Source organism: Alcaligenes sp. WGS1538, from assembly GCF_043187505.1.
Taxonomy (GTDB): domain Bacteria; phylum Pseudomonadota; class Gammaproteobacteria; order Burkholderiales; family Burkholderiaceae_B; genus Alcaligenes.
The window spans coordinates 601,219-627,122 of sequence record NZ_CP171109.1; the positions used below are offsets into that span (position 1 = coordinate 601,219).

At 65.4% G+C, this 25,904-nt stretch carries 22 protein-coding genes and 1 pseudogene; 11 read left to right on the top strand and 12 right to left on the bottom strand.

Translation table 11 applies throughout. The annotated features are described in order from the left end of the window. Positions 1-3: 3 nt before the first annotated feature. The 5 genes from ACF3ND_RS02810 to gcl form a co-directional block, all read right to left on the bottom strand. A complete protein-coding gene (locus ACF3ND_RS02810; RefSeq protein WP_394064041.1) occupies positions 4-405 on the bottom strand; it encodes a heme-binding protein in 402 nt (133 codons plus the stop codon). A 22-nt stretch (positions 406-427) separates the two neighbouring features. Beyond that, a complete protein-coding gene (locus ACF3ND_RS02815) occupies positions 428-1,705 on the bottom strand; it encodes a glycerate kinase (protein WP_394064043.1) in 1,278 nt (425 codons plus the stop codon). A 312-nt stretch (positions 1,706-2,017) separates the two neighbouring features. Further along, positions 2,018-2,902 carry a 2-hydroxy-3-oxopropionate reductase gene (gene glxR, locus ACF3ND_RS02820; RefSeq protein WP_394064045.1) on the bottom strand — a complete coding sequence of 295 codons (885 nt, stop codon included), beginning with the start codon at positions 2,900-2,902 and terminating at the stop codon, positions 2,018-2,020. Positions 2,903-2,943: 41 nt separating this feature from the next. Then, entirely contained in the window at positions 2,944-3,723 is a 780-nt protein-coding gene (hyi, locus tag ACF3ND_RS02825; protein ID WP_394064047.1) for a hydroxypyruvate isomerase, read from the bottom strand. Positions 3,724-3,749: 26 nt separating this feature from the next. Then, on the bottom strand, positions 3,750-5,525 hold the full coding sequence (gene gcl, locus ACF3ND_RS02830) for a glyoxylate carboligase (protein WP_394064049.1): 1,776 nt from the start codon (positions 5,523-5,525) through the stop codon (positions 3,750-3,752). A gap of 110 nt (positions 5,526-5,635) precedes the next feature. Between gcl and ACF3ND_RS02835 the strand changes: the two genes are divergently transcribed. Next, entirely contained in the window at positions 5,636-6,553 is a 918-nt protein-coding gene (locus ACF3ND_RS02835) for a LysR family transcriptional regulator (protein WP_394064051.1), read from the top strand. 67 nt (positions 6,554-6,620) lie between these two features. Here ACF3ND_RS02835 and ACF3ND_RS02840 read toward each other — a convergent pair whose 3' ends face one another. The 6 genes from ACF3ND_RS02840 to uraD all read right to left on the bottom strand — a co-directional run bounded on the left by ACF3ND_RS02840 (position 6,621) and on the right by uraD (position 11,871). Continuing rightward, a complete protein-coding gene (locus tag ACF3ND_RS02840) occupies positions 6,621-7,496 on the bottom strand; it encodes a hypothetical protein (RefSeq protein WP_394064053.1) in 876 nt (291 codons plus the stop codon). A 196-nt stretch (positions 7,497-7,692) separates the two neighbouring features. Then, positions 7,693-9,165: a nucleobase:cation symporter-2 family protein gene (locus ACF3ND_RS02845; protein ID WP_394064055.1), complete on the bottom strand. Its 1,473-nt coding sequence runs from the start codon at positions 9,163-9,165 to the stop codon at positions 7,693-7,695. Between the two features lie 505 nt (positions 9,166-9,670). Continuing rightward, the gene (locus tag ACF3ND_RS02850; RefSeq protein ID WP_394064057.1) at positions 9,671-9,856 is read right to left on the bottom strand and encodes a 4-oxalocrotonate tautomerase; all 186 of its coding nucleotides are present in this window, start codon (positions 9,854-9,856) and stop codon (positions 9,671-9,673) included. A gap of 32 nt (positions 9,857-9,888) precedes the next feature. After that, complete coding sequence (locus tag ACF3ND_RS02855; protein WP_394064059.1) at positions 9,889-10,680, bottom strand: class II aldolase/adducin family protein; 792 nt, start codon at positions 10,678-10,680, stop codon at positions 9,889-9,891. After that, positions 10,677-11,189, bottom strand: coding sequence for an ureidoglycolate lyase (locus ACF3ND_RS02860; RefSeq protein ID WP_394064061.1), 513 nt, complete (start codon positions 11,187-11,189; stop codon positions 10,677-10,679). Before ACF3ND_RS02860 ends, ACF3ND_RS02855 begins: the two co-directional genes overlap by 4 nt. A gap of 154 nt (positions 11,190-11,343) precedes the next feature. Beyond that, a complete protein-coding gene (gene uraD, locus ACF3ND_RS02865) occupies positions 11,344-11,871 on the bottom strand; it encodes a 2-oxo-4-hydroxy-4-carboxy-5-ureidoimidazoline decarboxylase (protein WP_394064063.1) in 528 nt (175 codons plus the stop codon). Positions 11,872-12,164: 293 nt separating this feature from the next. Here uraD and ACF3ND_RS02870 point away from each other — a divergent pair, with 293 nt between their 5' ends. The 9 genes and pseudogenes from ACF3ND_RS02870 to ACF3ND_RS02910 all read left to right on the top strand — a co-directional run bounded on the left by ACF3ND_RS02870 (position 12,165) and on the right by ACF3ND_RS02910 (position 22,844). Further along, the gene (locus tag ACF3ND_RS02870; protein WP_394064064.1) at positions 12,165-13,121 is read left to right on the top strand and encodes a LysR family transcriptional regulator; all 957 of its coding nucleotides are present in this window, start codon (positions 12,165-12,167) and stop codon (positions 13,119-13,121) included. 201 nt (positions 13,122-13,322) lie between these two features. Next, complete coding sequence (locus tag ACF3ND_RS02875) at positions 13,323-14,447, top strand: glycosyltransferase (protein WP_394065768.1); 1,125 nt, start codon at positions 13,323-13,325, stop codon at positions 14,445-14,447. A 47-nt stretch (positions 14,448-14,494) separates the two neighbouring features. After that, complete coding sequence (gene tviB / locus ACF3ND_RS02880; protein ID WP_394064066.1) at positions 14,495-15,775, top strand: Vi polysaccharide biosynthesis UDP-N-acetylglucosamine C-6 dehydrogenase TviB; 1,281 nt, start codon at positions 14,495-14,497, stop codon at positions 15,773-15,775. 12 nt (positions 15,776-15,787) lie between these two features. After that, positions 15,788-16,813: an SDR family oxidoreductase gene (locus tag ACF3ND_RS02885; RefSeq protein ID WP_394064068.1), complete on the top strand. Its 1,026-nt coding sequence runs from the start codon at positions 15,788-15,790 to the stop codon at positions 16,811-16,813. A 59-nt stretch (positions 16,814-16,872) separates the two neighbouring features. Beyond that, positions 16,873-18,171: a murein biosynthesis integral membrane protein MurJ gene (murJ, locus tag ACF3ND_RS02890; protein WP_394065769.1), complete on the top strand. Its 1,299-nt coding sequence runs from the start codon at positions 16,873-16,875 to the stop codon at positions 18,169-18,171. A gap of 39 nt (positions 18,172-18,210) precedes the next feature. Further along, positions 18,211-19,317, top strand: a complete 1,107-nt coding sequence (locus ACF3ND_RS02895; protein ID WP_394065770.1) for a glycosyltransferase family 4 protein — start codon at positions 18,211-18,213, stop codon at positions 19,315-19,317. 48 nt (positions 19,318-19,365) lie between these two features. Further along, on the top strand, positions 19,366-20,493 hold the full coding sequence (locus ACF3ND_RS02900) for a glycosyltransferase family 4 protein (RefSeq protein ID WP_394064070.1): 1,128 nt from the start codon (positions 19,366-19,368) through the stop codon (positions 20,491-20,493). Then, positions 20,490-21,515: pseudogene (locus ACF3ND_RS02905) on the top strand (glycosyltransferase); the annotation flags it as partial. The gene ACF3ND_RS02900 and the pseudogene ACF3ND_RS02905, both read left to right, overlap by 4 nt. 219 nt (positions 21,516-21,734) lie before the next feature. Further along, positions 21,735-22,844: a glycosyltransferase family 4 protein gene (locus tag ACF3ND_RS02910; protein WP_394065771.1), complete on the top strand. Its 1,110-nt coding sequence runs from the start codon at positions 21,735-21,737 to the stop codon at positions 22,842-22,844. 116 nt (positions 22,845-22,960) lie between these two features. Here ACF3ND_RS02910 and ACF3ND_RS02915 read toward each other — a convergent pair whose 3' ends face one another. Then, positions 22,961-24,349, bottom strand: a complete 1,389-nt coding sequence (locus ACF3ND_RS02915) for a phosphomannomutase/phosphoglucomutase (protein ID WP_394064072.1) — start codon at positions 24,347-24,349, stop codon at positions 22,961-22,963. Positions 24,350-24,474: 125 nt separating this feature from the next. Here ACF3ND_RS02915 and ACF3ND_RS02920 point away from each other — a divergent pair, with 125 nt between their 5' ends. Next, on the top strand, positions 24,475-25,890 hold the full coding sequence (locus ACF3ND_RS02920) for an FAD-binding oxidoreductase (RefSeq protein ID WP_394064074.1): 1,416 nt from the start codon (positions 24,475-24,477) through the stop codon (positions 25,888-25,890). The last annotated feature ends 14 nt before the right edge of the window (positions 25,891-25,904 follow it).

Here is a 25,904-nt window from a genome sequence, read left to right on the forward strand (position 1 = left end):
GAGTCAGGCGGTCAGGGCGGCGACGCCGGCGCGGGCGACCTGGGCGTCTTCGCCGGCTTTCACGCCGGACACGCCCACGGCGCCGATCACCTGGCCGTCCACCACCACGGGCTCGCCGCCTTCCAGGGGCACCACGGGCATGGCCAGGGCGGCGATGCGGCCATTGTTCACCATGTCTTCGTAGACTTTGCTGGGCTTGCCGCTCAGCACGCAGGTACGGGCCTTCTCGGGGGCGACGCTGGCGCTCATCAGGGGAGCGCCGTCCATGCGCTGCAGCCAGAGGGAGTGACCGCCGGCGTCGCAGATCGCAATGCTGACGGCCCAGTTGTTGTTGCGGGCTTCGGCTTCCGCGGCGGCGGCGATGCGTTTGGCGTCGTCCAGTGTCAGGGCCTTCGTGTCTCTCATGTCCAGTCCTTTATGAAATGCGTTATTCGCTGTGGGGTAAAACCAAGATGGCGCGGAAATCGTTGACATTGGTCAGGGTGGGGCCGGTGACCAGCGAGTCGTCCAGGGCTTCGAAGAAGCCATGGCCGTCGTTGTTGTCCAGGCTGTCGCGCGGTCGTATGCCCAGTTTCCAGGCGCGCTCCAGCGTGTCGGGGCTGCAGAAGGCGCCCGCGATTTCTTCCTGGCCGTCCACGCCGTCGGTGTCGCCGGCCAGGCCGTAGATGCCGGGCGCCCCGTCCAGGGCCACGGCGGTGGACAGCAGGAATTCCACATTGCGTCCGCCGCGGCCATTGCCGCGTATGGTCACCGTGGTCTCGCCGCCGGACAGGAGCACGCAGGGCGCCGCGGCCGGCTGGCCGTGCTGGGCCACGCTCAGCGCGATGCCGGCCATGACCTTGCCTACGTCGCGGGCTTCGCCCTCGATGCTGTCGCCCAGCAGCACGGGCTGCACGCCCACGGCTTCGGCTACGCGGGCGGCGGCCTGCAGGGCCAGCTGGGGCGTGGCCACCAAGTGGGTCGTGACGCGCGCCAGGCGCGGATCATCGGGCTTGATGGTTTCGCCGGCACCGGTCTCCAGCAGGCTGCGGGCGGCGTCGGGAATGTCGATGCCGTAGCGGCGGATGATTTCCAGGGCCTGCTCGCAGGTGGTCGGATCGGCCACGGTGGGGCCGGAGGCGATGTCCATGGGGTTGTCGCCGGGCACGTCGGAGATCAGCAGGTTCAGCACTCGGGCGGGAGCGCAGGCGGCGGCCAGCCGGCCGCCTTTGATGGCGGACAGGTGGCGGCGCACGCAGTTCATTTCGCCGATCGACGCGCCGGATTTCAGCAGGGCTTTGTTGATGGCCTGCTTGTCGGCCAGGGTGATGCCTCCGCCGGCCAGCGGCAGCAGGGAGGATCCGCCGCCCGAGATCAGGCAGATCACCAGGTCGTCTTCGCTCAGCTTGCTGACCGTGCGCAGGATTTCGTGCGCGGCGTCTTCGCCGGCCTGATCGGGGACGGGGTGGGCAGCCTCAAGAATCTTGATGTGGTCGCAGGGCACGCTGTAGCCATAGCGCGTCACCACGACGCCGCTGATGGGGCCCTTGTTCCAGTGCCGTTCCAGCGCCTGAGCCATAGCGGCGGAGGCCTTGCCGGCGCCGATGACGATGGTGCGGCCCTTGGGCGCTTCAGGCAGGTAGGGAGGAATACAGTGTTCGGGCTGAGCCGCATTGACGGCAGCCTGGAACATTTTGCTGAGTAAGTCTTGTGGCTCGATTTTCATGGGCATTCCTGGCGCAGGGCTATGGCGGCGTCGGTCACTGGCCGCTGCGCGATATGGGCGCATCTGCAGAAATGGCAAGGCGCCCATCTAGACGAAAAGAACAAGCGCAGCAAAGAGGGAGGCCCCCGGTGCAGCGCTGAAAAACATCCCCGCGGCGCCTCTGGCTTGCTGCACCTCCAAAGGAGGCATTGTGCCTTGGGGCGGCCCGGCGGTAAAAAAAGCGGGCCGCAGCCCGCTTTCAGGACGAATCGACTTTTGATGCCCTGCTGTTGCGAATGGCGTCAGCAAGTCGACTCGCCCTGGAGCCCGGTCTTATTGACCGATCTCGTGGTTGGCCATGATTTCCAGGGCGCGGACCAGCGCGGAGTGGTCCTGGCCGGAGCCGCCGTGGGCGGCGCAGGTGTTGAACAGCTCCTGGGCGATGGCGGTGCTGGGCAGGGCCACGCCCAATTGGCGGGCGGTGGTCAGGGCCAGGTTCAGGTCCTTCTGGTGCAGCTCGATGCGGAAGCCGGGATCGAAGGTGCGCTTGACCATGCGCTCGCCGTGCACTTCCAGGATGCGGGAGTTGGCGAAACCGCCCATCAGGGCTTCACGCACCTTGGCGGCGTCGGCGCCGGCCTTGGAGGCCAGCAGCAGGGCCTCGCCCACGGCTTCGATGGTCAGGGCCACGATGATCTGGTTGGCCACCTTGGTGATCTGGCCGTCGCCCACGCCGCCCACCAGGGTGATGTTCTTGCCCATCAGTTCGAACAGGGGCTTGACCTTGTCGAAGACTTCCTGCTTGCCGCCGACCATGATGGTCAGGGAGGCGGCCTTGGCGCCGACTTCGCCGCCGGACACGGGAGCGTCCAGGTACTCGCCGCCCAGTTCGGCGATGCGCTTGGCGAATTCCTTGGTGGCCACGGGAGAGATGGAGCTCATGTCCACCACGATCTTGCCTTTGGACAGGCCGGCGGCCACGCCGTTTTCGCCGAACAGGGCGTCTTCGACGTGAGGGGTGTCAGGCACCATGGTGATGATGATGTCGGCCTGGCGGGCGACTTCAGCACTGTTCTCGCATACGGTGGCGCCGGCTTCGCTGACGCTCTTGGGGAATGGGCCGCGGGTGAAGGTGAACAGCTCGTGGCCGCCCTTGATCAGGTTGACTGCCATGGGGGCGCCCATGATGCCCAGACCGATAAAACCGATTTTTGCCATTTTGTAATCTCCTAGTTGTTGGTGCGCAGTGAGCCGCCCGATCAGGCGGTCAGGGCCTGGATCCAGCCCAGGCCGTCCTTGGTGATGCCGGCAGGCTTGTATTCGCAGCCGATCCAGCCGTCGTAGCCGGTGCCGTCGATGTACTTGAACAGCCAGGCGTAGTTGATCTCGCCCGTGCCCGGCTCGTTGCGGCCGGGGTTGTCGGCCAGCTGGATGTGCGCGATTCTATCCAGGTGCTTCTTGATGGTGTTGGCCAGTTCGCCTTCCTGACGCTGGGCGTGGTAGATGTCGTACTGGATGAACAGGTTGTCGGAACCGACGTCCTGCAGCAGGGCTGCGGCCTGTTCGGTGCGGTTCAGGTAGAAGCCTGGAATGTCGTAGGTGTTGATGGGTTCGACGAGCAGGCGGATGCCGGCGTCCTTCAGCTTGCCGGCGGCGAACTGAAGGTTGTCGACGAAGGTCTTGTGAGCGGTGTCGGCGTCCAGGCCGGCCGGCACTTTGCCGGCCAGGCAGTTGACCTGCTTGCAGCCCAGGGCCGTGGCGTATTCGATGGCGCGGCCGACGCCGTCCTGGAATTCGCCCACACGCTCGGGGAGCACCGCGATGCCGCGTTCGCCGCCGTCCCAGTTGCCGGCCGGCAGGTTGTGCAGGACCTGGGTCAGGCCGTGTTTCTGCAATTGTTCAGCCAGCTGCTGTTTGTCGTAGGCGTAGGGGAACAGGTATTCCACTCCCTTGAAGCCGGCGTCGGCCGCTGCCTGGAAACGGTCCAGGAAGTCGTGCTCGTTGAACAGCATGGTCAGGTTGGCAGCAAATTTTGGCATTTCGGTACTCCGTTTCAAATCAACAATCAGTCCATCAGCGAGATGGCGGTGGGCGCATCGATACCGGATTCGGCAAGGGCTTCGAATTCGGTCACGTTGTGCAGCTCCGTGCCCATGGCGATGTTGGTGACGCGCTCCAGGATCAGTTCGATCACGACGGGCACGCTGAATTCCTTCATCAGGGCGCGGGCCTTCTCGATGGCGGGCTGGATCTCTTCGGGCTTGTGCACGCGGATGGCCTTGCAACCCAGGCCTTCTACGACGGCAATGTGATCCACGCCGTAGCCGTTGGTCTCGGGCGCATTGATGTTATCAAAGGCCAGCTGCACGCAGTAATCCATGTCGAAGCCGCGCTGCGCCTGGCGAATCAGGCCCAGGTAGGCATTATTGACGAGGATATGCAGGTAAGGCAGCTTGAACTGCGCGCCCACGGCCAGTTCCTCGATCATGAACTGGAAGTCGTAGTCGCCCGAGATGGCGACCACTTCGCGCGATGGGTCGGCGGCGACCACGCCCAGGGCGGCGGGGATGGTCCAGCCCAGAGGACCGGCCTGGCCGCAGTTGATCCAGTTGCGGGGCTGGTAGACGTGCAGGAACTGCGCGGCGGCGATCTGCGACAGGCCGATGGTGGTCACGTAGCGGGTCGAGGGACCGAAAGCGCGGTTCATTTCTTCGTAGACGCGCTGGGGCTTCAGAGGCACGTTGTCGAAGTTGGTCTTGCGCTGCAGCGTGGCCTTGCGCTTCTGGCAGTCGGCAACCCATTGGGCGCGATCGCGCAGCTTGCCGGCGGCCTTGTATTCCTTGGCCACTTCGATGAACAGTTCCAGGGCGGCGCCGGCGTCCGAGGCGATGCCCAGGTCAGGACCGAACACGCGGCCGATCTGCGTGGGTTCGATGTCCACGTGCACGAACTTGCGGCCTTCGGTGTAGACGTCCACCGAGCCGGTGTGGCGGTTGGCCCAGCGGTTGCCGATGCCGAACACGAAGTCCGATGCCAGCAGGGTCTGGTTGCCGTAGCGGTGCGCGGTCTGCAGACCGACCATGCCGGCCATCAGGGGGTGGTCGTCGGGGATGGTGCCCCAGCCCATCAGGGTCGGGATCACGGGCACGTTGACCAGCTCGGCGAATTCCTGCAGCAGGGCCGATGCGTCGGCGTTGATGACGCCGCCGCCGGACACGATCAGCGGACGCTCGGAGGCGTTCAGCAGTTCGATGGCTTTTTCAGCCTGGGCGCGGGTGGCCGCGGGCTTGTAGGCGCTCAGCGGGGAGTAGGTATCCAGGTCGAATTCGATTTCGGCCAGTTGCACGTCGATGGGCATGTCGATCAGCACGGGGCCGGGACGGCCGGAGCGCATGATGTGGAAAGCCTGCTGGAACACGCGCGGGATCAGGTCGGGTTCGCGGACGGTGACGGCCCACTTGGTGACGGGCTTGGCGATGGACTCGATGTCCACGGCCTGGAAGTCTTCCTTGTACAGGCGGGCGCGGGGAGCCTGGCCGGTGATGCACAGGATCGGGATCGAGTCGGCCGAAGCGGAGTACAGGCCGGTGATCATGTCGGTGCCGGCGGGGCCGGAGGTGCCGATGCATACGCCGATGTTGCCCGGAGCAGCGCGGGTGTAACCTTCGGCCATGTGGGAAGCGCCTTCCACGTGGCGGGCGAGAATGTGATCAAAGCCGCCTTCCTTGCGCAGAGCGGAGTAGAAGGGGTTGATGGCGGCGCCGGGCACGCCGAATACGGTGCTCACGCCTTCTTTGCGCAGAATCGCGGCGGCGGCGTCCACTGCTCTCATTCGAGCCATTGATGTCTCCTAGATCATCGGTTGACGAAATACACAACACGATAATAAGGAGTGGGGGCAGGGCTTTGAATTGATGGTACGATTGTTTCTATCGATACCTGGAGTATTGAATGAGTCGTTATACCGAGATCAGAAGCTTCGCCCTGGTGGCCGAAAAAGGCAGTTTTGCGGCGGCTTCCGTCGTGGAAGGAGTCACCCCCGTCGTCATGGGAAGGCGCCTGGATGCGCTTGAACAGCGGCTTGGCGTACGCTTGATGCACCGCTCGACGCGCGGCCTGACCCTGACCGACCTGGGCGAACAGTTCCTGGAGCAGTGCAAACAGATACTGAAGGACTTCGACGAGGCCGAGGCCAGCATCAGCGCTCAGCGCAAGGTGGTCCGCGGACACCTGGTGGTGTCGGCGCCGGCCGCCTTCGGGCGTCGGCACGTCGCTCCGCACGCCATCGCCTTCAAGAAGCGCTACCCGGAGCTGAAGCTGTCCTTCAATTTCACCGACAGCGTGGTGGATCTGGTGCGCGAAGGCTATGACATGGCCCTGCGCATCGGCGAGGTCACCGATCCCAATTACGTGGCGGTGCGCCTGTATCCGAACCGCCGCGTGGTGTGCGGCACGCCCGAGTATTTCGAGCGCTACGGCGTGCCGCGCGTGCCCGAGGATCTGGTGCGCCACAACTGCCTGGCCTTCAACCTGCAGGGCGGCCAGCAGCGCGGCTGGACCTTCATGCGCGACGGCAAGCCCTTCGCCGTGCGGGTGGACGGCGACCTGGACTGCAACGACGGCGAGCTGCTGTTCAACTGGGTCAAGCAGGGTTGGGGCATAGGCTGGCGCTCCACTTGGGAAATCCAGCCCGAACTCAAGCGCGGCGAGCTGGTCACGGTGCTGGACGACTTCGAGATGCCCAGCTACGACATCCAGGCCGTTTACCAGCAACAGCGCTACCTGCCGGCCAAGGTGCGGCGCTTCATCGACTATCTGCGCGCCATCTACAACACGCCGGGCTATTGGGACGGGGAAGTGCAGTTCTGACTGTCCCGGGCCGCTCCAAAAAAAAAACCGCTCCAAGGAGCGGTTTTTTTCTGGTTATGCGGCGCGATCAGAAGTGCCATTCGACCTGGATGGTCGGGGCGCTGGTCTTGATGCCGGGCTTCAGGTCGCCGTTGGCCATGTAGCGGTTGCCGAACTTGTTGTACCAGTACTCGTAGCCCACGCCCACCCACAGGGTGTTTTTCTTGTCGAAGGCCAGCTTGCCCACGTCGGCCATCAGCGAGGTGCGCACCAGCACTTCGGATTTGGTGCTGATGCCGGCGTAGTCCTCGCCCTTGGGTCCGTTGTAGTTGGCAAAGCCCTGGAATTTCAGCGGCAGCGCGCCCGCGTCGAAAGGGATGTTCCAGGTCAGGCTGGCCATGAACTGGGGGTCGAAGGATATCTTGCTCTGCGGGCAGGCGGGCGCGCCCAGGCCGCAGTGGTTCCATTCCTTGCCGTACAGCAGGCTCAGGTCCACGAAGCCCTTGGGCACGTCGAACTTGAAGGTGGGGCCCACGACCAGCAGGCGCTTGCGCGGCGCGAAGGCGGTGTTCTTGGTGTTCAGGTCGAAACCGGCCGTCAGGGCCACGTCCTTGACGGGACCGAAGGCCAGGTTCTTGTCGAAGACCTTGCCCAGCGACAGCTGGTGGCGGTAGGTGGCGTAGAACTCGGTGGCGCCGTTGTTCTTGCTGCCGTTGGAAGGATCGTGGCGGTCCGACTGCAGAATGTCCAGATTGAAGAAGTTCTGGCCCAGGCTGTAGCCGCTGACGTGCGTCAGGCTCAGGATGTGCTTTTCGATGTCGCGATCGTTCATCGGCTCGGTGTAGGCCGAGCTGTAGCGGTAGCCCAGGAATGTATCGCTCCAGGTGGCGGCGTGCGCCTGGGAAGCCAGTGTGGAGGCGGCCAGCGCGGCGCAGGTCAGCAGGGTGGGGCGCAGGTGTTTCATGAAGTCTCCTCTTCGATTTGCTTGGTATGGCGTCCGGGGTCTTTTGCCCTTTGCATCGGAACGCGTGGTTGATAATTCCTGTAGTGCCTTATCTTTTTTGTTTACATGTGGATCAGTCGATACTTTTCGGATGGGACTGGTCAAGGGGGTAAAGAAGAAGGCCGCCTCGGGCAAGGCGGCCTTGAGGCCCGGTGTGTCAGTGCTGGGAAGCCAGCTGCTGATTGTCCTGGGCGGATTGAACGTTCTCCTGTTTCCTGGCTTCAGCCGAGGTGGATTCCACTTCGTGGCTGTGGCTGGCGAATTTCTCGATGCCGTTGAAGAACAGGTTCAGTACGATGGCGGACACGGCGGCCAGCAGGATGCCGCTGTGCAGCAGGGGGGCCAGGGCGGCGGGCATCTTGTCCAGCAGGTGCTCGGCAACCAGGGGGATCATGCCAAAGCCCAGGCTGATGGCAATGATGTAGGGGTTGTAGCGGTTGCGGTTCAGGTTGGCCGACATCAGGATCTTGATGCCGGTGGCGGCCACCATGCCGAACATCACGATGCCCGCGCCGCCCAGGACGTAGTTGGGGATGGAGGCGACCACGAAGGCCATCTTGGGGAACAGGCCCAGGATCATCAGCACCACGCCGCCCATGACGCAGACCCAGCGGCTGCGCACGCCGGTCACGCTGACCAGGCCCACGTTCTGCGAGAAGGAGCTGTGCGGGAAGGTGTTCATGATGCCGCCGACCAGGGTGCCCAGGCCGTCCGTGCGCAGGCCGCGCACCAGGTCCTCGCGGGTTGGGGGGCGGCCGCAGATCGAGCCCAGGGCCAGAAACATGCCCAGCGATTCGACCATGATCACCACCATGATCAGGGACAGCACGGCGGCGGCGCCCAGCAGGCCCCAGCTGAAGGTGGGCACGCCGAATTCGAAGGGCGTGACCACGGCGAACCAGCTGGTCTGCTCCAGGCCGGCGAAGCTGATGCGGCCCATCGCCAGGGAGATGAAGAAGCCGACCAGCAGGCCGATCAGCACGGCCACGTTGGCCAGGAAGCCCCGAGCGAACTTGGTGATCGCCAGGATGACGGCCAGCACGATCATGGCGATGGCCAGGTTCTCCAGCGAGCCATATTCGGGATTGGCCACGTGCATTCCGGTGGCGGGATCCAGGATGGTGGGCTGGCCGCCGCCGATCCAGTTCAGGCCCACGCGCATCAGGGTCACGCCGATGACGGTGATGATGATGCCGGTGACCACGGGCGGGAACAGGCCCATCAGGCGGCTGAAGACCGGGGCGATCAGGATGCTGAAGAGGCCGGCCAGGATGGTGGCGCCGAAGATGCCGGTCAGTCCCAGGTTGGGATCCAGGCCGATGGCGATCATGGGGCTGACCGCGGCGAAGGATACGCCCATCATCACGGGCAGGCGGATGCCGAAGATCCCGGCGCCGCGCGCCTGGATGATGGTGATCAGGCCACAACACAGCAGGTCGGCGTTGATCAGCAGGGCGATCTGGTCTTTGGTCAGGCCCAAGGCTTCGCCGATGATCAGGGGCACGGCCACCGCGCCGGCGTACATCACCATGACGTGTTGAAGACCAAGGGTCGCCAGTCTGCCCACGGGCAGGCGTTCGTCCACGCCGCCGCAATCGTCGGGCTGGCTAACTTGAGGATTCGCAGACATCAGGGGGTCTCCTTAGTGATACGTTGTTGACGTCCAGGGTGACGCAGCAGGACTCGGGTGAGGGTGCGGCACGACGGCGTCGGTCAGGCGGGTGTGGGTAGGTGATCGAGGGGCACCGGCCAGTCTGGCGATGCGGCACGACCATAGCCTGCTTGCGCGGCGATGTCTGGCAGCGCACGCATAAAGGTATCGGATGGGGGATATCACTGGAAGAAGGAGCTGCTTGATAAGTGGAATATGCAAATGCTTATAGCGTTGAACTGTTAGGTGCCGTTTTCAGATAAGCCCCTTGAAACGGGGCCTGAGGTAACGGTTTTGACATCAATTTGTCATATTTCACGCTGGTTTCAAGGGCATAGGGGTATTGCCCACCTAGCAAGCTCAAAGAAACTATGCTAGTTGAAATTTCAAGGTATGGCCAGGGCCGATCCGCATTGCGCGCCTGAAGATGCGGGCATGAAAAAAGCGGCCCGCAGGGCCGCTTGGCGAAGACGCGCGGAACGGCTTATTTATCCGACCACAGCACGCCGGCGGTCGCCCAGTTTTCGCGCTTGACGTCGGTGAAGACCACGTCCACGGCCTCGGGGCCGCAGCCCAGCACGCGGCAGGCTTCGTTGGTCAGCGCTTCGGCCAGGGCGCGCTTGGTTTCCACGGGACGGCCCTCGAACAGTTGTACGTTGATGGTAGGCATGGGTTGCTCCGTATTGGGATTGGAATGGGCTGCTACAGGCAGAAGTCCGGTTCGGACTGATGCAGCTTGCGCAGCAGGGCAGGCCATTCTAGCAAGCCTTCGGGCTGGGAGCCGGGCAAGAGCTGGCGATGCGTCAGGTCCAGGATGTCGCGCGGCGGCATGTGCAGGTCCGTGCCTGCGGCCATGGCCGACAGCTGGATGCGGCAGGCGCGCTCCAGCGTATCCATCAGGATGTAGGCCTCGGCCACGGTGCGCCCGCAAGTCAGGCCGCCATGGTTGCGCAGCAGCATGGCGGGATGCAGGCCCAGTTCCTGCACCAGGAGCTCCTGCTCCTGCGCCGGGAAGGCCAGGCCGGCGTAGTCGTGGTAGGCGATGTCGTTCCAGAAGCGCATGGCGTGCTGGGACAGGGGCAGCAGCCCGCATTGCAGCGCCGAGACCGCGATGGTGGCGTCGGTGTGCAGGTGGATGACGCAGTGCGCGTCTTCGCGGGCGCGGTGCACCGCGCCATGGATGGCGAAGCCGCTGGGGTTGGCCTTGCGGTCGGTGCCGTCCGCCACGCGCCCTTGCGTGTCGATCAGCAGCAGGTTGGAGGCGCGGATCTCGTCGAAGCGCAGGCCGAAGGGGTTGATGAGAAAGACGTCGTCGCGGCCCGGCAGGCGCAGCGAGATGTGCGTGTAGATGATGTCGTCCCAGCCTTGCCGGGCCGCCAGGCGGTAGCAGGCGGCCAGATTGACCCGGGCGCGCCATTCGGCCTGATCCACGCCGTCCGGACGTCCGGCGTAGATCGCCTGGATGTCCGGAGTGATCGGACAGGACTCGCTCATGCCTGGGCCGTTTCCAGTTCGGCGATGACGGCGTGCTCTTCGAGCTGGATGACGTCGCAGTTGTCGCCGGGGCCCTTGCGGTCGATCACAATGAAGTCGGCCACCTGGTTCAGGGCCATCAGGGGGTGGTGCCAGACGCCGGTGGCATAGTTGACGCCCTGGTCGCCGCGCGCCAGGAACAGACGCAGGTCGGCGGCCTTGGGCGCGTCGCCGGCGGGCGCCACGATCACCAGGTAAGGCTGGCCCGACTGGGGAATGAAGGCCTGGCTGCCCTTGGGGTGGCGTTCCATCATTTCGACCTTGAACGGCAGGCTGCGAGGCTGGCCGCGGAAGATGGACACGATGGCGCGGCCGTCGGCGCCTGGGTCGATGTTGGCCAGGTCGTGGTAGCGCTCGGTATTGCCTTCATTGATGGTGAAGTGGTTCACGGCGTCGGAGGCCTCGATGACGTCGCCAAAGGGAGCGAAGGCGTCGGCGGTGAGGGTTTCCAGTTTCAGGGTGATGGTCATGGCGTGTCCTGGTAATGGCCGGAGCAGGGTTCGGGAGCCGCGCTGCGCCGGGCCGGGTTGAGGAAATGAAAAACGGGACCGCAGCGTGGCAGTTGCCTGCTTGCGGTCCCGCTTGTGCGTGGGCTCTGCCGTTCAGGCGCTGATCGCGCCGCCGTCAGGCAAACAGGGCGTCCAGGCGGAAACGGGCGATCTTGCCGATTTCGCGCAGGCAGGCCTGGAATTCGGTGTCGACGTCGTTGTTCAGGCGAGCATCCACTGTGTCCATGATTTGGTAACGCGTCAAGCCCTTGACGGCGATCACGAACGGAAAGCCGAAGCGGTCGCGGTAGCTGGCGTTCAGGCCGCGCAGGCGGGCCAGCTCTTCGGCCGAGCACTGGTCCAGGCCGGCGCCGCGCTGCTCGCCCGTGGAGGCGGTGGTCAGGGTGCCTTCCTCGGCTTCCTTGCCGGCCAGTTCCGGGTGGGCGCAGATCAGGTTCTTCTTTTCTTCGTACGAGGCGCTGTTCATGACGTCCACCATGGTGGCGTGCAGCTCGTCCACGCTGTGGAAGGGGCGCTTGCTCCAGGTGCGCTCCGCCACCCAGGGGGAGTGTTCGAAGATGCCTTCCAGCTTGTTCACAAACTGGGCCTGATCCAGGCTGGACAGTTCGGCCAGGGCGGTGTCGGGAGTAAGGGTTTGGGTCATGGTTCAGTCCGATTTTCTAGGAGTATTTATGCTAGCGAAAACGCCCGCGGGCAAGTGCATGAAAAGGGCCGTCTGCAACGTATCGGTGGTGATGGAGCGGAAGGGGCCGAGCTTGCGGTTCCGGGGCGCTTATATAGGAGGGTCTCCAGCCTATGGTCTTTTTATGTGCGACCAGTTTAAGATTTCTGATCATAAATAAAATAGAATTAGACTTATAAATGATATATGCCATGACGTATTCTGCGCATGTGCCAATATCGTGGCAGGAAAACTCGTGAGAAGGAGAGACCTTGATGGCCGCCCGGCGTGGGGATAACCCGCTCGATACCTACCTGTTGAGGGTATTTTGCTTGCTAGTGACCGAACGCAGCGTTTCACGGACCGCGTTCAAGATGAACCAGTCGCAGCCCGCCATCAGCGCGGCGCTGCGGCGTTTGCGCGACATCATCGGCGATCCGCTGCTGGTGCGGGAAAAGGGCGGCATGGTGCCCACCGAGCGGGCGATCGCCCTGCTGGCGCATGCCAAGGGCGCCCTGGCCGAGATCGACTGCATGGTCAATGCGCCGGGCAATTTCGATCCGCAGGTCAGCCGCAGCGAATTTCACATCGGCGCGCCGGACTACCTGGCGCCCATGTTCATCGGCAGCGTGGTCGAGCGCATGCGCCGCGAAGCGCCCGAGGCGCGGCTGAACCTGCACGCGCTGGACGCCAATTTCGACTTCGAACGTTCCCTGGCCGAGGGCGATCTGGACGTGGTCATCGGCAACTGGCCCGAGCCCCCGGACCGCATGCACCTGTCGGTGCTGCTGGAGGACCAGATCGTCTGCCTGGTGGCGGCCACGCATCCGCTGGCCCGCAAGGGCCTGACCATGGACGACTACCTGCGCGCCCGCCACGTCGTGCCCATGCCGTATTCGATCAACCAGCGCGGCGTCATCGACACCACGCTGTCCGCGCTGCGCATCCAGCGCGACGAGAGCGTGATCGTGCAGTCCTTCTCGGCGGCGCCTTACCTGCTGCAGAACACCGACCTGGTGTTCACCACCGCGCGCCACTTCGCGGAGTTCTACTGCAAGCTGCTGCCGCTGGCGATCCTGGAGGCGCCGGTGGAGTTCCCGCCCATGCGCTTCTACCAGCTCTGGCACGAGCGCAACCGGCACTCGCCCAGCCACCGCTGGCTGCGCCGCCTGCTGACCGAATGCGGCAACGAGCTGACCCCCACCGAAGAACTGGTGCAGGCCAATCCGTAAGCCTCGTAAAACGCTTGATTTCGGCTGCGCGCTCGGGCAAATTAGCGGGCTGCCGATTTCATGGGGGCCGCAGGTCCGATCGCGCTGATTTGCACAGATTTTGTTGCATTTAAAGCGACTGGTCACGGACAGAAGCTCAGCGGCAGGTTGATAATAATGCAGTCCTAACGTTCAGGGTGTCCCGCAGTGTCCTTACCTCAGATGGGGGAATCGTTTACCTGGTTGTATATCTGCGTCGTGGCCTTCATGGTCGGCGGGCTCATCGTGGCCTCCGAGCGCTGGCATGGCAGGCTGACCGGCGACAGCGATCTCAGCAAGCCCCAGGCCTCCCATTCCCGCCCCACTCCCCGCGTCGGCGGCCTGGCCGTGGTGGCGGGCAGTCTGGCCGGCCTGCTGGTGCTGGGCCCCAGCAACATGACGCTGACCTGGTTGTGGCCCGTCCTGTTCCTGGCGGCCATGCCCGTGTTCGTGGCCGGCCTGGTGGAGGACATCACCAAGGACGTGGGTTCGCTCAAGCGCCTGCTGGCGGCGTTCCTGTCCGCGGCCATCGCCTGGTGGCTGCTGGGCGGGGTGTCGCGCGTGGGCGTGAGCTGGGCGGACTGGGTGCTGGGCTTCTGGCCCATCTCCCTGCTGTTCACCATGATCGCGGTGGGCGGCTGCACGCACGCGCTGAACATCATCGACGGCATGAACGGCCTGGCCGGCATGATCGCCACCCTCATGGCCCTGTCCCTCGCCCTGGTGGCGCTGCAGGTGCAGGACTACCCCATCTTTCTGATCGCCGCCTCGCTGGCCTCGGCCACGCTGGGCTTTCTGGTGTGGAACTTCCCGTTCGGACGCGTGTTCCTGGGCGACGGCGGCGCTTATTTCCTGGGATTCATGCTGGCCGAGCTGGCGGTCCAGCTGGTGGTGCGCAATCCCAGCGTATCGCCGTTCTATGCCCTGGCCGTGCTGTTCTACCCGGTGTTCGAGACCATGTTCTCGATCTGGCGCCGCCGTTTCAAGCGCGGCGTGCCCGTGGATCAGCCCGATGCGCTGCACCTGCACCAGCTGGTGTTCCGTCGCCTGGTGCGCGCCACCTTCAGCCGCGACAGCACCGGTTCGCTGCCGGCCTTCTGCAATGCCATGACTTCGCCTTACCTGTGGGTGCTCGCCTTGATCGGTTTGGTTCCAGCCACGATCTGGTGGGACAATACCTGGGCCTTGTGCGCCAGCATGCTGGCCTTCTCACTGGTTTATATCTGGCTGTATTCCCGCCTGGTCTCCTGGCGGCGGCCGTCCTGGTTGCTGCTGCCTTCGGTCCGCAGGCGGGCGGACCGGGACTGAATTTCCGGCCTTCGTGATAAATCCTTGCGCATCCCGCCTATTGGAGAATGAAGTTGCAACTTGAGAATGTGAAATTGGCCGTGGTCGGCCTGGGTTATGTCGGTTTGCCTCTGGCGGTTGAATTCGGCAAGAAGCGCTCCGTCATCGGTTTCGACATCAATGCCCGCCGCGTGGCCGAATTGAAGGAAGGCGTGGACCGCACGCTGGAAGTCGAGCCCGAAGAGCTGGCGCAGGCCAAGGGGTTGAGCTATTCCTGCGAGGCCGACGAACTGGCCCGGGCCAATGTGTTCATCGTGACCGTGCCCACGCCCATCGACCAGTTCAAGCAGCCCGACCTGACCCCGCTGGTGCGTGCCTCCGAAACCATTGGCAAGGTGCTCAAGCGCGGCGACATCGTCATCTATGAATCCACGGTGTACCCCGGCGCCACCGAAGAGGTCTGCGTGCCCGTGCTGGAGCAGGTCTCGGGCCTGCGTTACAACGAGGATTTCTACGCCGGCTACAGCCCTGAGCGCATCAATCCGGGCGACAAGGAGCACCGCGTCTCCACCATCAAGAAGGTGACCTCCGGCTCCACGCCCGAAGTGGCCGAGCTGGTCGATGCGCTGTACCGCGAGATCATCGTGGTGGGCACCTTCAAGGCCAGCTCCATCCGTGTGGCCGAAGCCGCCAAGGTCATCGAGAACACCCAGCGCGACGTCAACATCGCCCTGATCAACGAACTGGCCCTGATCTTCAACCGCATGGGCATCGACACGCTGGACGTGCTGCAGGCCGCCGGCACCAAGTGGAACTTCCTGCCCTTCCGGCCCGGCCTGGTGGGCGGGCACTGCATCGGCGTGGATCCCTACTACCTGACGCACAAGGCCCAGGCCATCGGCTACCATCCCGAAATCATCCTGGCCGGCCGCCGCCTGAACGACTCCATGGGCGCCTACGTGGCGTCCCAGCTGGTCAAGGCCATGACCAAGCGCCGCATCCAGGTGCAGGGTTCGCGCGTGCTGCTGCTGGGCCTGACCTTCAAGGAAAACTGCCCGGACCTGCGCAACACCCGCATCGTGGACATCGTGCACGAGCTCAAGCAATACGATGTGCACGTGGACGTCTACGATCCCTGGGTCGACCCCAAGGAGGCCGAGCACGAATACGGCATCACCCCGGTCGCGGATCCCCAGGCCGGCGCCTACGATGGCATCGTGGTGGCCGTGGCCCATCGCCAGTTCCAGGAGCTGGGCGTGCAGGGCGTGCGCCAATGGGGCAAGCCCGAGCATGTGCTGTACGACCTGAAGTACGTGTTCGACCGCGAAGAATCGGACCTGCGCCTCTAAATGGATATTGCCATGAGTTCTGCATTCGAAAAGGCCAAGCAGCAGTTGCGCGACCAGCCACGGACCTGGCTGGTCACCGGCTGCGCCGGCTTCATAGGCTCCAACCTGCTGGAAGCGTTGCTGATGCTCGACCAGCAGGTGGTGGGCCTGGACAATTTCGCCACCGGCCACCAGTACAACCTGGACGAGGTGCGCGATCAGGTCGGCCCCGAGCGCTGGGCGCGCTTTCGCTTCATCGAGGGCGACATCCGCAACCTGGACGTCTGCCGCCAGGCGGTCGACGCAGTGGACTACGTGCTGCACCAGGCCGCGCTGGGCTCGGTGCCGCGCTCGCTGGACGATCCGCTGACCTCCAACGAGGTCAACGTGAGCGGCGCGCTGAACATGATGGTGGCGGCCCGTGACGCCAAGGTGCAGGCATTCGTCTACGCGGCCTCCAGCTCCACCTACGGCGACCATCCGGGCCTGCCCAAGGTCGAGGACTGCATCGGCCGGCCGCTCTCGCCTTATGCGGTGACCAAGTTCGTGAACGAGCTGTATGCGGACGTGTTCGCCCGCGCCTACGGCTTTTCCAGCGTGGGCCTGCGCTATTTCAATGTGTTCGGCAAGCGCCAGGACCCCAACGGCGCCTATGCCGCCGTGATTCCCAAATGGGTGTCGGCCATGATCCAGGACCAGACCCTGCAGATCAATGGCGACGGCGAGACCAGCCGCGACTTCTGCTTCATCGAGAACGTGGTGCAGATGAACATCCTGGCCGCGCTGAACCAGAAGCCGGGCTCGGCCGAAGTCTACAACGTGGCCGTGAATGCCCGCACCAGCCTGAACCAGTTGTTCCAGTACCTGCGGACGGCGCTGGCGGCCAATGGCGTGACCTATACGCGCGAGCCCGTGCATGCGGATTTTCGCGCCGGAGACGTGCGCCATTCGCAGGCGGACATCTCCAAGGCTCGTGAACAGTTGGGCTACGAGCCCAGTCACACCATCCAGCAGGGTCTGGACGTGGCCATGCCCTGGTATGTGGCGTTCCTGAGTTGACCCGGACCAGCCTGAAAAAACGCCTCTCCGGCCTGCATGCCGACCACCGCCGCATCGCCATGGGCGCGATGCGGGTGGCGTTTTTTCTGCTGCTGGGCAAGGCCGCGGGCGCATTCAAGGAAATGGCCGTGGCCTACCGCTACGGCGTGAGCGATGCGGTCGACGCCTATCAGTTCACCATGGTCATGGCCAACTGGCTGCCGCTCACCTTGGTGGGCTCCATGTCCGTGGTGCTGATCCCCGTGCTGGTGCGCCTGCGCCGGCTCGAACCGGAGCAGCGACGCCAGTTCCTGGGAGAGATCAAGGCCTGGTGCGTGGTGCTGGGCTGCGTGCTGGGCGCGCTGATCTGGATCGCCTGGCCCTGGGTGCTGGAGTGGGCGGGCAAGGGCCTGAACGAGCAGGCCCGCCACATGAGCCAGGAACTGCTGTTCGCCTTCGCGCCCGCCGCCGTGCTGACCTTGATGATAGGCCTGAGCGCGGCGCGGCTGCGCGCCCATGAACGGCACATCAACACCTTGCTCGAGAGCGTGCCGGCCTTCGTCATCCTGGTGATGGTGCTGGCCGCCGGCGCGGATCCGGGCATAGGCCCCCTGTTGTGGGGCACGCTGCTGGGCCTGATCATCCAGGCCGTCTGGCTGCTGGTGCTGGCCTCGCGTGCCGACCAGGTCTGGGCCCGGCCCAGCCCGACGCTTCGTTCGGGCCAATGGCCCAACCTGCTCAAGGCGGCGACCATCATGCTGGTCGGGCAGGTGGCCATGAGCTTTGTCGGGCCCATAGACCAATACACGGCAGCCAACCTGGGCGCCAATGCCAACGCCACGCTGGGTTACGCCAGCCGTCTCATTTCCCTGCTGCTGGGCGTGGGCGCCGCCTCGGTGGGCCGGGCCGCCCTGCCGGTACTGGCCGACATCCAGAGCCGGGGAGACCAGCATCGCGCCCGTTCGATGGCCCTGAAATGGTCGGCGCTGATGCTGCTGGCCGGGGCCGCGGCCGCGGGGGCGGGCATCGCGCTCGCGCCGTGGGGCGTGGCGCTGCTCTATGAGCGCGGCGCCTTCACGCCGGACAATACGGCCGCCGTCGCGCATGTCATGCGCTGGGGGCTGGTGCAACTGCCGTTTTATTTCGGGGTTCTGATCCTGGTCCAGTTGCTGGCCAGCCAGAACCGCTACAAGTCCATGGCGGTGATCGCCGTGGTCAATTTTCTGGTGAAGGCGGCCTTGAATCCGGTGCTGGCGGCCCGCATGGGCCCGGCGGGCATCATGCTCGCCACCAGCCTGATGTATGCCGCTTCCTTCACGTGTTATTTCATCTTGGCTTTGAAGCCGGCCGGCGCCGTGGCGACCGGCTCGCAGGAATAGGAAAACGTGCATAGTCAATCAGGATCCCGGCCGCATGTCATGCTGGTCATCCACTCGCTGGGCGGGGGAGGGGCCGAACGCGTCGCGGCGGACTTGAGCGCCGCCTGGACGGCGCGCGGGTATCGGGTGTCGCTGGTCACCCAGGCGGGAACGGACAGGGACGCCTACGCGCTGGCTCCCGGCGTGGAGCGCCATGTGCTGGGCACCGCGGGCAACAGCCGCGGCCGCCTGCATGCCTTGTGGAACAACTGGCGGCGGGTGAGCCGTCTGCGCGCGCTGATGCGCCGCCACAAGCCGGACGTGGTGCTGGGCATGATGACCACCTCGTCCGTGCTGGCGATCTCCGCCGCCAGGGGCCTGCCCTGCAAAGTGATCGCCACCGAGCACACGCATCCGCCCTCCCAGTCGCTGTCGACGTTCTGGCAGAAGGCGCGGCTGCGCACCTACCCCCAGGCGCAGGCCGTGGTGGCCCTGACCGCGGGCACCGCCGCCTGGCTGCGGGAGAATGTGCCGGGCAGCCAGGTCCAGGTCATTCCCAACGCCGTGCGCTGGCCCATGGACAACGGCGAACCCGTCGTGGCGGCGCCGGAGCGGGAAGGACGCAAGCGCCTGCTGGCGGTGGGGCGCCTGCATCCGGTCAAGGGCTTCGACACCCTGATCGAAGCCTTTGCCATGCTGTCCAATTATTTCCCGACCTGGGATCTGGTCATTCTGGGCGAAGGAGAGCAGCGCGAACCGCTGGAGGCGCGCATCGCCGAGCTGGAACTGCAGGAACGCATACAGATGCCCGGCCGAGTCGGCAATATGGCGGACTGGTACAGCCAGTCCGATCTGTATGTGCTCAGCTCCCGCATGGAAGGCCTGTCCAACAGCCTGCTGGAAGCCATGGCCAGCGGCCTGACGGCCGTGGCCTATGATTGCGACACCGGGCCGCGCGAGATCATACGCGCCAATATCGACGGGGTGCTGGTGCGGCCCGTCTCCGACGTGGAGGCCCTGGCCGCGCATCTGTCCGATCTGATGGCCAATGCCGACAAGCGCCAGCGCCTGGCGCGGCGCGCCATCGACGTGCGCGACCGCTTCTCCTCGGCCCGCGTGCTCGCCATGTGGCAGCAATTGCTGGAACAGTGCCTGCGCCGGTCTTAGAATGGCGTTTTGCGTGATTGCCCCATTCCAAGAGCCCATGGAGGCCCAGTGAAAATTCTGTTTTTCGTCAGTTCCCTGAATTCCGGCGGAGCCGAGCGCGTCGCCTCGACGCTGGCCAATGCCTGGGGCAGGCGTGGCGATCAGGTGACACTGGCGCCCACCTTCAGCGGGGGCGGCACCGCCTTCTATGAAATCGACTCCAAGGTCGAGGTGGTCTGGCTCGCGCATCGCATGCGCGGCAGCTGGCTGCCCCGGCCTTTGGCCAAGCTGGCCGCCATGCGCAAGCTGGTGCGCGAGAAACAGCCCGATGTCATTGTTTCGTTCCTGACCAATGTCAATGTCAATGTGCTGCTCGGCCTGTCCGGCATGGGCGTGCCCATCGTGGTGGGCGAGCGCACCAATCCGGCGTTCAGCAGCAGCGCCGGCAAGATCTTGCAGGCTTTGCGCCGCCGCCTGTATCCCAAGGCGCAGGTGGTGACGGTGCAGACCCAGGCCAGCATCGCCGCTTTCCAGGCCATGGTGCCCGGCATGAAGCAGGTGGCCGTGGTGCCCAATCCCCTGCCGCAGGCGCTGGACGCCGTGGAGCGTGAAGTGCGCGTGGAGGAGAACCGCCACTGCACCTTGCTGGCCATGGGCCGCATGGTGCCGTCCAAGCGCTTTGACGTGCTGATCCGCGTCTTCGCCGGTTTGGCGGCCGCCCATCCGGAATGGAAACTGGTGATCTGGGGCGACGGGCCGCAGCGCGTGGCGCTGGCCCAGCAGATCGCCGTGCTGGGCATGGGCGAGCGCATCCAGCTGCCCGGCAAGACGGCCGAGCCCTGGCGCGAGATGGCGCGCGCCCACGCCTTCGTCATGACTTCGGAAGTCGAAGGCTTTCCCAATGTCCTGCTGGAGGCCATGGCCATGGGCCTGCCCGCCGTCACGGTGGACTGTCCCAGCGGCCCGCGCGAAATCACCTCCGACGGCCGCGACGCCATGCTCGTGCCGGTGGGCGACGAGGGCGCGCTGACGGCCGCCCTGTCCGAACTCATGGGCGACGGCGTATTTCGCGGCGTGCTGGGGCGGCGCGCCGCGGCGGCCGTGCGCCAGCGTTATCAACTGTCGCAGGTCCTGCTGGCCTGGGACGAGATTTTCAAAGCCGCCCGCAGCGGCGGGCAAGAGGGAGCAGAAGCATGAGCGCATCGCGGCCTGCGGGTTCTACGCCATTGCGAGTGGTGCATATCATTTCCGGCCTGGGGCAGGGCGGCGCCGAGACCGTGCTGTTCCGGCTGGTGACCGCGCCGGGGCAGGATACCGAGCATATCGTGGTGTCGCTGGGCGATGAAGACGTGTTCGGTCCGCAACTGCGCGAAGCGGGCGTCGAGCTGCATTGCCTGCACATGAAGTCGCCCCTGCGCTTTCTGAAAGGCCTGCGCGCCCTGGTGCATCTGCTGGACGACATTCAGCCCGACGTGGTCCAGACCTGGATGTACCACTCGGACCTGATCGGCGGCGCGGCGGCACGCATCGCCGGGCTGCCGGCCGTGTCCTGGGGCATACGCAATTCGGGCGCCAATCTGTATCAGGGCAGCCCCAAGGCGCGCCTGGTGGCCTGGCTGTGCGCCCGGGTCTCGCGCGCCATCCCCAACCTCATCGTGTCCTGCGCGGAAAATGCCGCGCGGCGTCACAAGCAATGGGGCTATCGCGCCGACATCATGAAAGTCATCCCCAACGGCTATGACCTGAGCCGCTGGCACCCGGATCCGCAGGCGCGCCAGGACGTGCGCCGGGAGTTGGGCCTGGCGCAGGACACGCCCGTGATCGGCAGCGTGGCGCGCTGGAATCCGCTCAAGGATCATCCCAATCTGCTGGCGGCCCTGGCGCGCAGCCTGCGCCGCCATCCCGAGCTGCGCTGCCTGCTGATCGGCGACGGCATGGACAGCGGCAATGAAGCTCTGATGCGTCTGCTGGACCAGCATCAGCTGCATGAATCCGTCATCCTGATGGGCCGGCGCAGCGATGTGCCGCGCCTGATGAACGCCCTGGACGTGCACGTGCTGTCCAGCTCGGCCGAGGGCTTCCCCAATGTGGTGTGCGAGGCCATGGCCGCAGGCGTGTCCAACGTGGTGACCGATGTCGGCGATGCGGCCCTGATCGTGGGCAACGAAGGCTGGATCGTGCCGCCCAGCCATGCGGAGGCCCTGTCCGGCGCCATCAACAGCGCCGTGGACGAACTGGGATCGCCTTCCTGGCAGGCGCGCCACGAACATGCCCGCGAGCGGGTGGCCCGGCTGTTCTCGCTGCAAGGCATGGTCAACAACTACACCCAGGCCTGGCGCGCCCTGGCGGCCGGGCATCCGCCCAAGCGCAAGCGCGCCCGCCGCGCGCGGGCGTCGGCAGATCCGGCGGCATCGGGCGGCAAGGACGCGCGCAAGCTGATGATCGTGGTCAACAACCCCGCCTTTTTTCTGTCGCATCGCCTGCCGCTGGCCCTGGCGGCGCAACGGGACGGCTACGAGGTGCATGTCGCCACCATGGACGGCGAGGCCGTCAGCATCATCGAGCAGCACGGCCTGGCCCATCATGTGCTGCCCATGACGCGTAGCGGCACCAATCCCCTGCAGGAAGTGCGCACGATACGGGCGCTGTGGAGCCTGTTCCGGCGCGAGCGCCCCGACGTGGTGCACGCCGTGACCATCAAGCCCGTCCTGTATGGCGGGATCGCGGCCCGGCTGGCGGGCGTGCACGGCTTTCTGGCCGCCATCTCGGGGCTGGGGTATGTCTTCACCAGCCGCGACAAGGGCTTCGACCCCGTACGCTGGGTGGCGGTGCAACTGTATCGCCTGGCTCTGGGGCATCGCTGCAGCCGCGTCATCTTCCAGAACGGCAACGACAGGGACATGCTGCTGCAGGCCGGCGTGGTCCGCCGCGAGCAGTGCGTCATGATCAGGGGTTCGGGCGTGGATCTGGATCTGTTCCGCGACCAGCCTGAGCCTGACGGCCCGCCCGTGGCCTTCATGCTGGCTCGCCTGCTGGTGGACAAGGGGGTGCGCGAGTTCGTGGAGGCCGCTCGCATGGCGAGCCGCCAGGGCAGCCAGGTGCAGTGGGTGCTGGCCGGCAGTCCCGACCCCGGCAATCCGGCCAGCATTACCCAGCAGGAGTGGGAGAGCTGGCGGCAGGAGGGCGTGGTGCAGTGTCTGGGCGAGCGCCGCGACGTGGCGCAGCTGTATGCCCGGTCGCACATTGCGGTGCTGCCATCGTATCGGGAAGGGCTGCCCAAATCATTGGTGGAGGCGGCCGCGTGCGGACGCGCCGTGGTGACGACGGACGTGCCCGGCTGCCGCGACGCCATCGAGCCGGGCGTCACCGGCCTGCTGGTGCCGGTGCGCGACGCCCAGGCCCTGGCCAGGGCGGTGCAGGAACTGGCGGACGATCCCGCCCGTCGGCGCGCCATGGGGGCCCAGGGTCGGCGTCTGGCCGAGCAGGCCTTCGACATCCAGCGCATCACCGAGGCGCACCTGGACCTGTACCAGGAATTGAGCCGTTAGAAACTGCGTGGGCAGGCCGACAAAAAAGAGGAACCTCGGTTCCTCTTTTTTGTGAGGCCGTCACTCTGTTCCCGCCTGTTTTCGGAAAACCGAAGCCAGGCAGGGTGGCGTCGAAATCAGAACGGCAGCGCGGCGTCGGGCTTGAGCGCCAGCAGGGCGGCGCGGAATTCGCCCTGGATGCGCTGCAGGGCTTCCGCGGATTGGGCTTCGAAGCGCAGCACGATGACAGGCGTGGTGTTGGAGGCGCGGGCCAGGCCGAAGCCGTCGGCGTATTCCGCCCGCACGCCGTCGATGGTGTTGATGCTCTGCGACGTGGAGAAGCGGCCGTCCTGTTGCAGGCGGGCGATCAGGGCGTGGGGTTCGCCTTCGGCCAGCGGCAGCTTCAGTTCGGGCGTGGACTGGTCCTGTGGCAGGGCTTCCAGCTCGGCCGAAGGGTTGTCGCTGCGCGAGAGGATCTCCAGCAGGCGCGCGCCGGTGTGCAGGCCGTCATCGAAACCGTACCAGCGTTCCTTGAAGAAGACGTGGCCGCTCATCTCGCCGGCCAGCGGGGCGCCCGTTTCGGCCAGCTTGGCCTTGATCAGCGAATGGCCGGTCTGCCACATCAGCGGCTGGCCGCCGGCCTTGGCGATCTCCAGCGCCACGTGGCGGCTGCACTTCACGTCGAAGATGATGGTGGCGCCGGGCTCGCGCTGCAGGATGTCGCGCGCGTAGAGGATCAGCTGGCGGTCGGGCCAGATGATCTGGCCCGAGCGGGTGACCACGCCCAGACGGTCCGCGTCGCCGTCGAAGGCCAGGCCCAGCTCGCAGTCCGTGTTCTGCACGTGGCGGATCAAGTCTTCCAGGTTGTGCGGCTCGGCCGGATCAGGGTGGTGGTTGGGGAAGCTGCCGTCGACTTCACCGAACAATACGTCCACTTCGCAGCCCAAGGCCTTGAACAGGCGCTCGGCCACCACGCCGCCCACGCCGTTGCCGCAGTCCAGGGCGATCCTCATGGGGCGGGCCAGCTTGACGCGTTCGGCGATGGCGGCCACGTACTGGTCCAGCAGGTCGCGGGCTTCGCGCGCGCCGGGCTGGGCGGCGGGCTGCACGCCGGCCTGGATGCGTTTCTTGAGGGCCTGGATATCCGCGCCATGCAGGGTCTTGCCGGCCATCATCATCTTGAAGCCGTTGTAATTGGGCGGATTGTGGCTGCCGGTGATGGCCACGCCCGAGCCGGTCCGCAGCACATTGGCCGCGAAGTAGACCACCGGGGTGGGCACCATGCCCAGGTCCACCGTGGCTATGCCGCCTGCGTTGATGCCGTCCTGCAGCGCGGCCGACAAGGCCGGACTGCTGTGGCGGCCGTCATAGCCCACCACCAGGGCATCCACGCCCTGCTCGCGCGCGCTGGCCGCCAGGGCAAGGCCCAGCAGCCGGGCGAAATCGGGGTTGAGCTGCTCGGGGACGGTGCCGCGGATATCGTAGGCTTTGAAGACGGCGTCGGGCAGAGCGGAATGCAGGGTCACGTCAGATCCTCGGTGAATGAGAAAGAAACAGTTTAGCTGAATGCCTGCCGCTCCGTGAGTTACCATTAGTGCCTCAAGCGCTGCCTGCGGCGCGCATTCCCGTTTTTTTCAGAGTGGCCAGGGTCATGACTTTTCTACAGGAACTCCAGAGCAACATCGGCGAGCGGCACGTGCTGACCGGCGAGGCCATGCAACAGTATCTGGAAGACTGGCGCGGGCGCTACAAGGGCGCCGCGCTGGCCGTGGCGCGGCCGGGCGACACCGAGGAAGTGGCCCGGGTGGTGCGCCTGTGCGCGCGGCATCGCGTGCCCATCGTCCCGCAGGGCGGCAACACCGGCCTGTGCGGCGGCGCCACTCCGGACGCCAGCGGCGCCGCCCTGGTGCTGTCGCTGGAACGCCTGAACGCGATTCGCAGCGTGGACACGGACAATGACACCATGGTCGTCGAGGCCGGCTGCATCCTGCAGAACGTGCAGCAGGCGGCGCGCGACCATGACCGCCTCTTTCCCTTGAGCCTGGCGGCCGAAGGCAGCTGCACGATAGGCGGCAACCTGGCGACCAATGCCGGCGGCACGCAGGTGCTGCGCTACGGCAATGCGCGCGACCTGGCCCTGGGGCTGGAGGTCGTGACGGCGCAGGGCGACATCCTGCACGGCCTGCATGGCCTGCGCAAGGACAACACCGGCTACGACCTGCGCAATCTGTTCATCGGCAGCGAAGGGACGCTGGGCATCATCACGGCCGCCACGCTGAAGCTGTATCCCCTGCCCGTGGCCGGCTGCACGGCGCTGCTGGCGCTGGAGTCCATCGATGACGCGGTCAAGGTACTGTCGCTGGCGCGGCGCGGCCTGGCCGCCTCGCTGACCGGCTTCGAGCTGATCGCCGGCAATTGCCTGCAGGCGGTGGTGGCCTGCTACCCGGACCAGCGCATGCCTTTCCAGGGCGAATCGGCCCAGGCTCCCTGGTACGCCCTGCTGGAGCTGTCGGACAGCGAAAGCCTGGAGCACGCCCGCGAGCGATTCGAAAGCGTGATCGGCGAAGCACTGGAACTTGGGCTGGTGCAGGATGCCGTCATCGCCGAGAGCCTGGCGCAGAGCAAGGCCTTGTGGCATCTGCGCGAGAGCATTCCGCTGGCGGAGAAAGCCTATGGCAAGAGCATCAAGCATGATGTCTCCATACCCGTGTCCCTGATGGCGCAATTCGTCAACGATACCAACGCTGCGCTGCAGGCCGCTTTCCCGGGCATCGAGAACGTGACGTTCGGCCACCTGGGCGACGGCAATCTGCATTACAACGTGGCGCGCGGCACGGCGTTCACGGAGGAGCAATTGCTGCAGCGCCAGGACGACATCTATACGCTGGTGCATGACAGCGTGCATCGCTTTCACGGTTCCATCAGCGCCGAGCACGGCGTGGGACAGCTCAAGCGCAATCTCCTGCCGCGCTACAAGGATCCGGTGGAGCTGGCGCTGATGCAACGCATCAAGACCGCCCTGGATCCGCTGGGCATCATGAACCCCGGCAAGGTCTTGCCGGACTGAACAAGCAGGTCGAA

Coding starts and splice junctions, on each gene's coding strand:
- ACF3ND_RS02810 (WP_394064041.1), bottom strand. CDS start 405: ATGAGAGACACGAAGGCCCTGACACTGGACGACGCCAAACGCATCGCC.
- ACF3ND_RS02815 (WP_394064043.1), bottom strand. CDS start 1,705: ATGAAAATCGAGCCACAAGACTTACTCAGCAAAATGTTCCAGGCTGCC.
- glxR (WP_394064045.1), bottom strand. CDS start 2,902: ATGGCAAAAATCGGTTTTATCGGTCTGGGCATCATGGGCGCCCCCATG.
- hyi (WP_394064047.1), bottom strand. CDS start 3,723: ATGCCAAAATTTGCTGCCAACCTGACCATGCTGTTCAACGAGCACGAC.
- gcl (WP_394064049.1), bottom strand. CDS start 5,525: ATGGCTCGAATGAGAGCAGTGGACGCCGCCGCCGCGATTCTGCGCAAA.
- ACF3ND_RS02835 (WP_394064051.1), top strand. CDS start 5,636: ATGAGTCGTTATACCGAGATCAGAAGCTTCGCCCTGGTGGCCGAAAAA.
- ACF3ND_RS02840 (WP_394064053.1), bottom strand. CDS start 7,496: ATGAAACACCTGCGCCCCACCCTGCTGACCTGCGCCGCGCTGGCCGCC.
- ACF3ND_RS02845 (WP_394064055.1), bottom strand. CDS start 9,165: ATGTCTGCGAATCCTCAAGTTAGCCAGCCCGACGATTGCGGCGGCGTG.
- ACF3ND_RS02850 (WP_394064057.1), bottom strand. CDS start 9,856: ATGCCTACCATCAACGTACAACTGTTCGAGGGCCGTCCCGTGGAAACC.
- ACF3ND_RS02855 (WP_394064059.1), bottom strand. CDS start 10,680: ATGAGCGAGTCCTGTCCGATCACTCCGGACATCCAGGCGATCTACGCC.
- ACF3ND_RS02860 (WP_394064061.1), bottom strand. CDS start 11,189: ATGACCATCACCCTGAAACTGGAAACCCTCACCGCCGACGCCTTCGCT.
- uraD (WP_394064063.1), bottom strand. CDS start 11,871: ATGACCCAAACCCTTACTCCCGACACCGCCCTGGCCGAACTGTCCAGC.
- ACF3ND_RS02870 (WP_394064064.1), top strand. CDS start 12,165: ATGGCCGCCCGGCGTGGGGATAACCCGCTCGATACCTACCTGTTGAGG.
- ACF3ND_RS02875 (WP_394065768.1), top strand. CDS start 13,323: ATGGGGGAATCGTTTACCTGGTTGTATATCTGCGTCGTGGCCTTCATG.
- tviB (WP_394064066.1), top strand. CDS start 14,495: ATGAAGTTGCAACTTGAGAATGTGAAATTGGCCGTGGTCGGCCTGGGT.
- ACF3ND_RS02885 (WP_394064068.1), top strand. CDS start 15,788: ATGAGTTCTGCATTCGAAAAGGCCAAGCAGCAGTTGCGCGACCAGCCA.
- murJ (WP_394065769.1), top strand. CDS start 16,873: ATGGGCGCGATGCGGGTGGCGTTTTTTCTGCTGCTGGGCAAGGCCGCG.
- ACF3ND_RS02895 (WP_394065770.1), top strand. CDS start 18,211: ATGCTGGTCATCCACTCGCTGGGCGGGGGAGGGGCCGAACGCGTCGCG.
- ACF3ND_RS02910 (WP_394065771.1), top strand. CDS start 21,735: ATGATCGTGGTCAACAACCCCGCCTTTTTTCTGTCGCATCGCCTGCCG.
- ACF3ND_RS02920 (WP_394064074.1), top strand. CDS start 24,475: ATGACTTTTCTACAGGAACTCCAGAGCAACATCGGCGAGCGGCACGTG.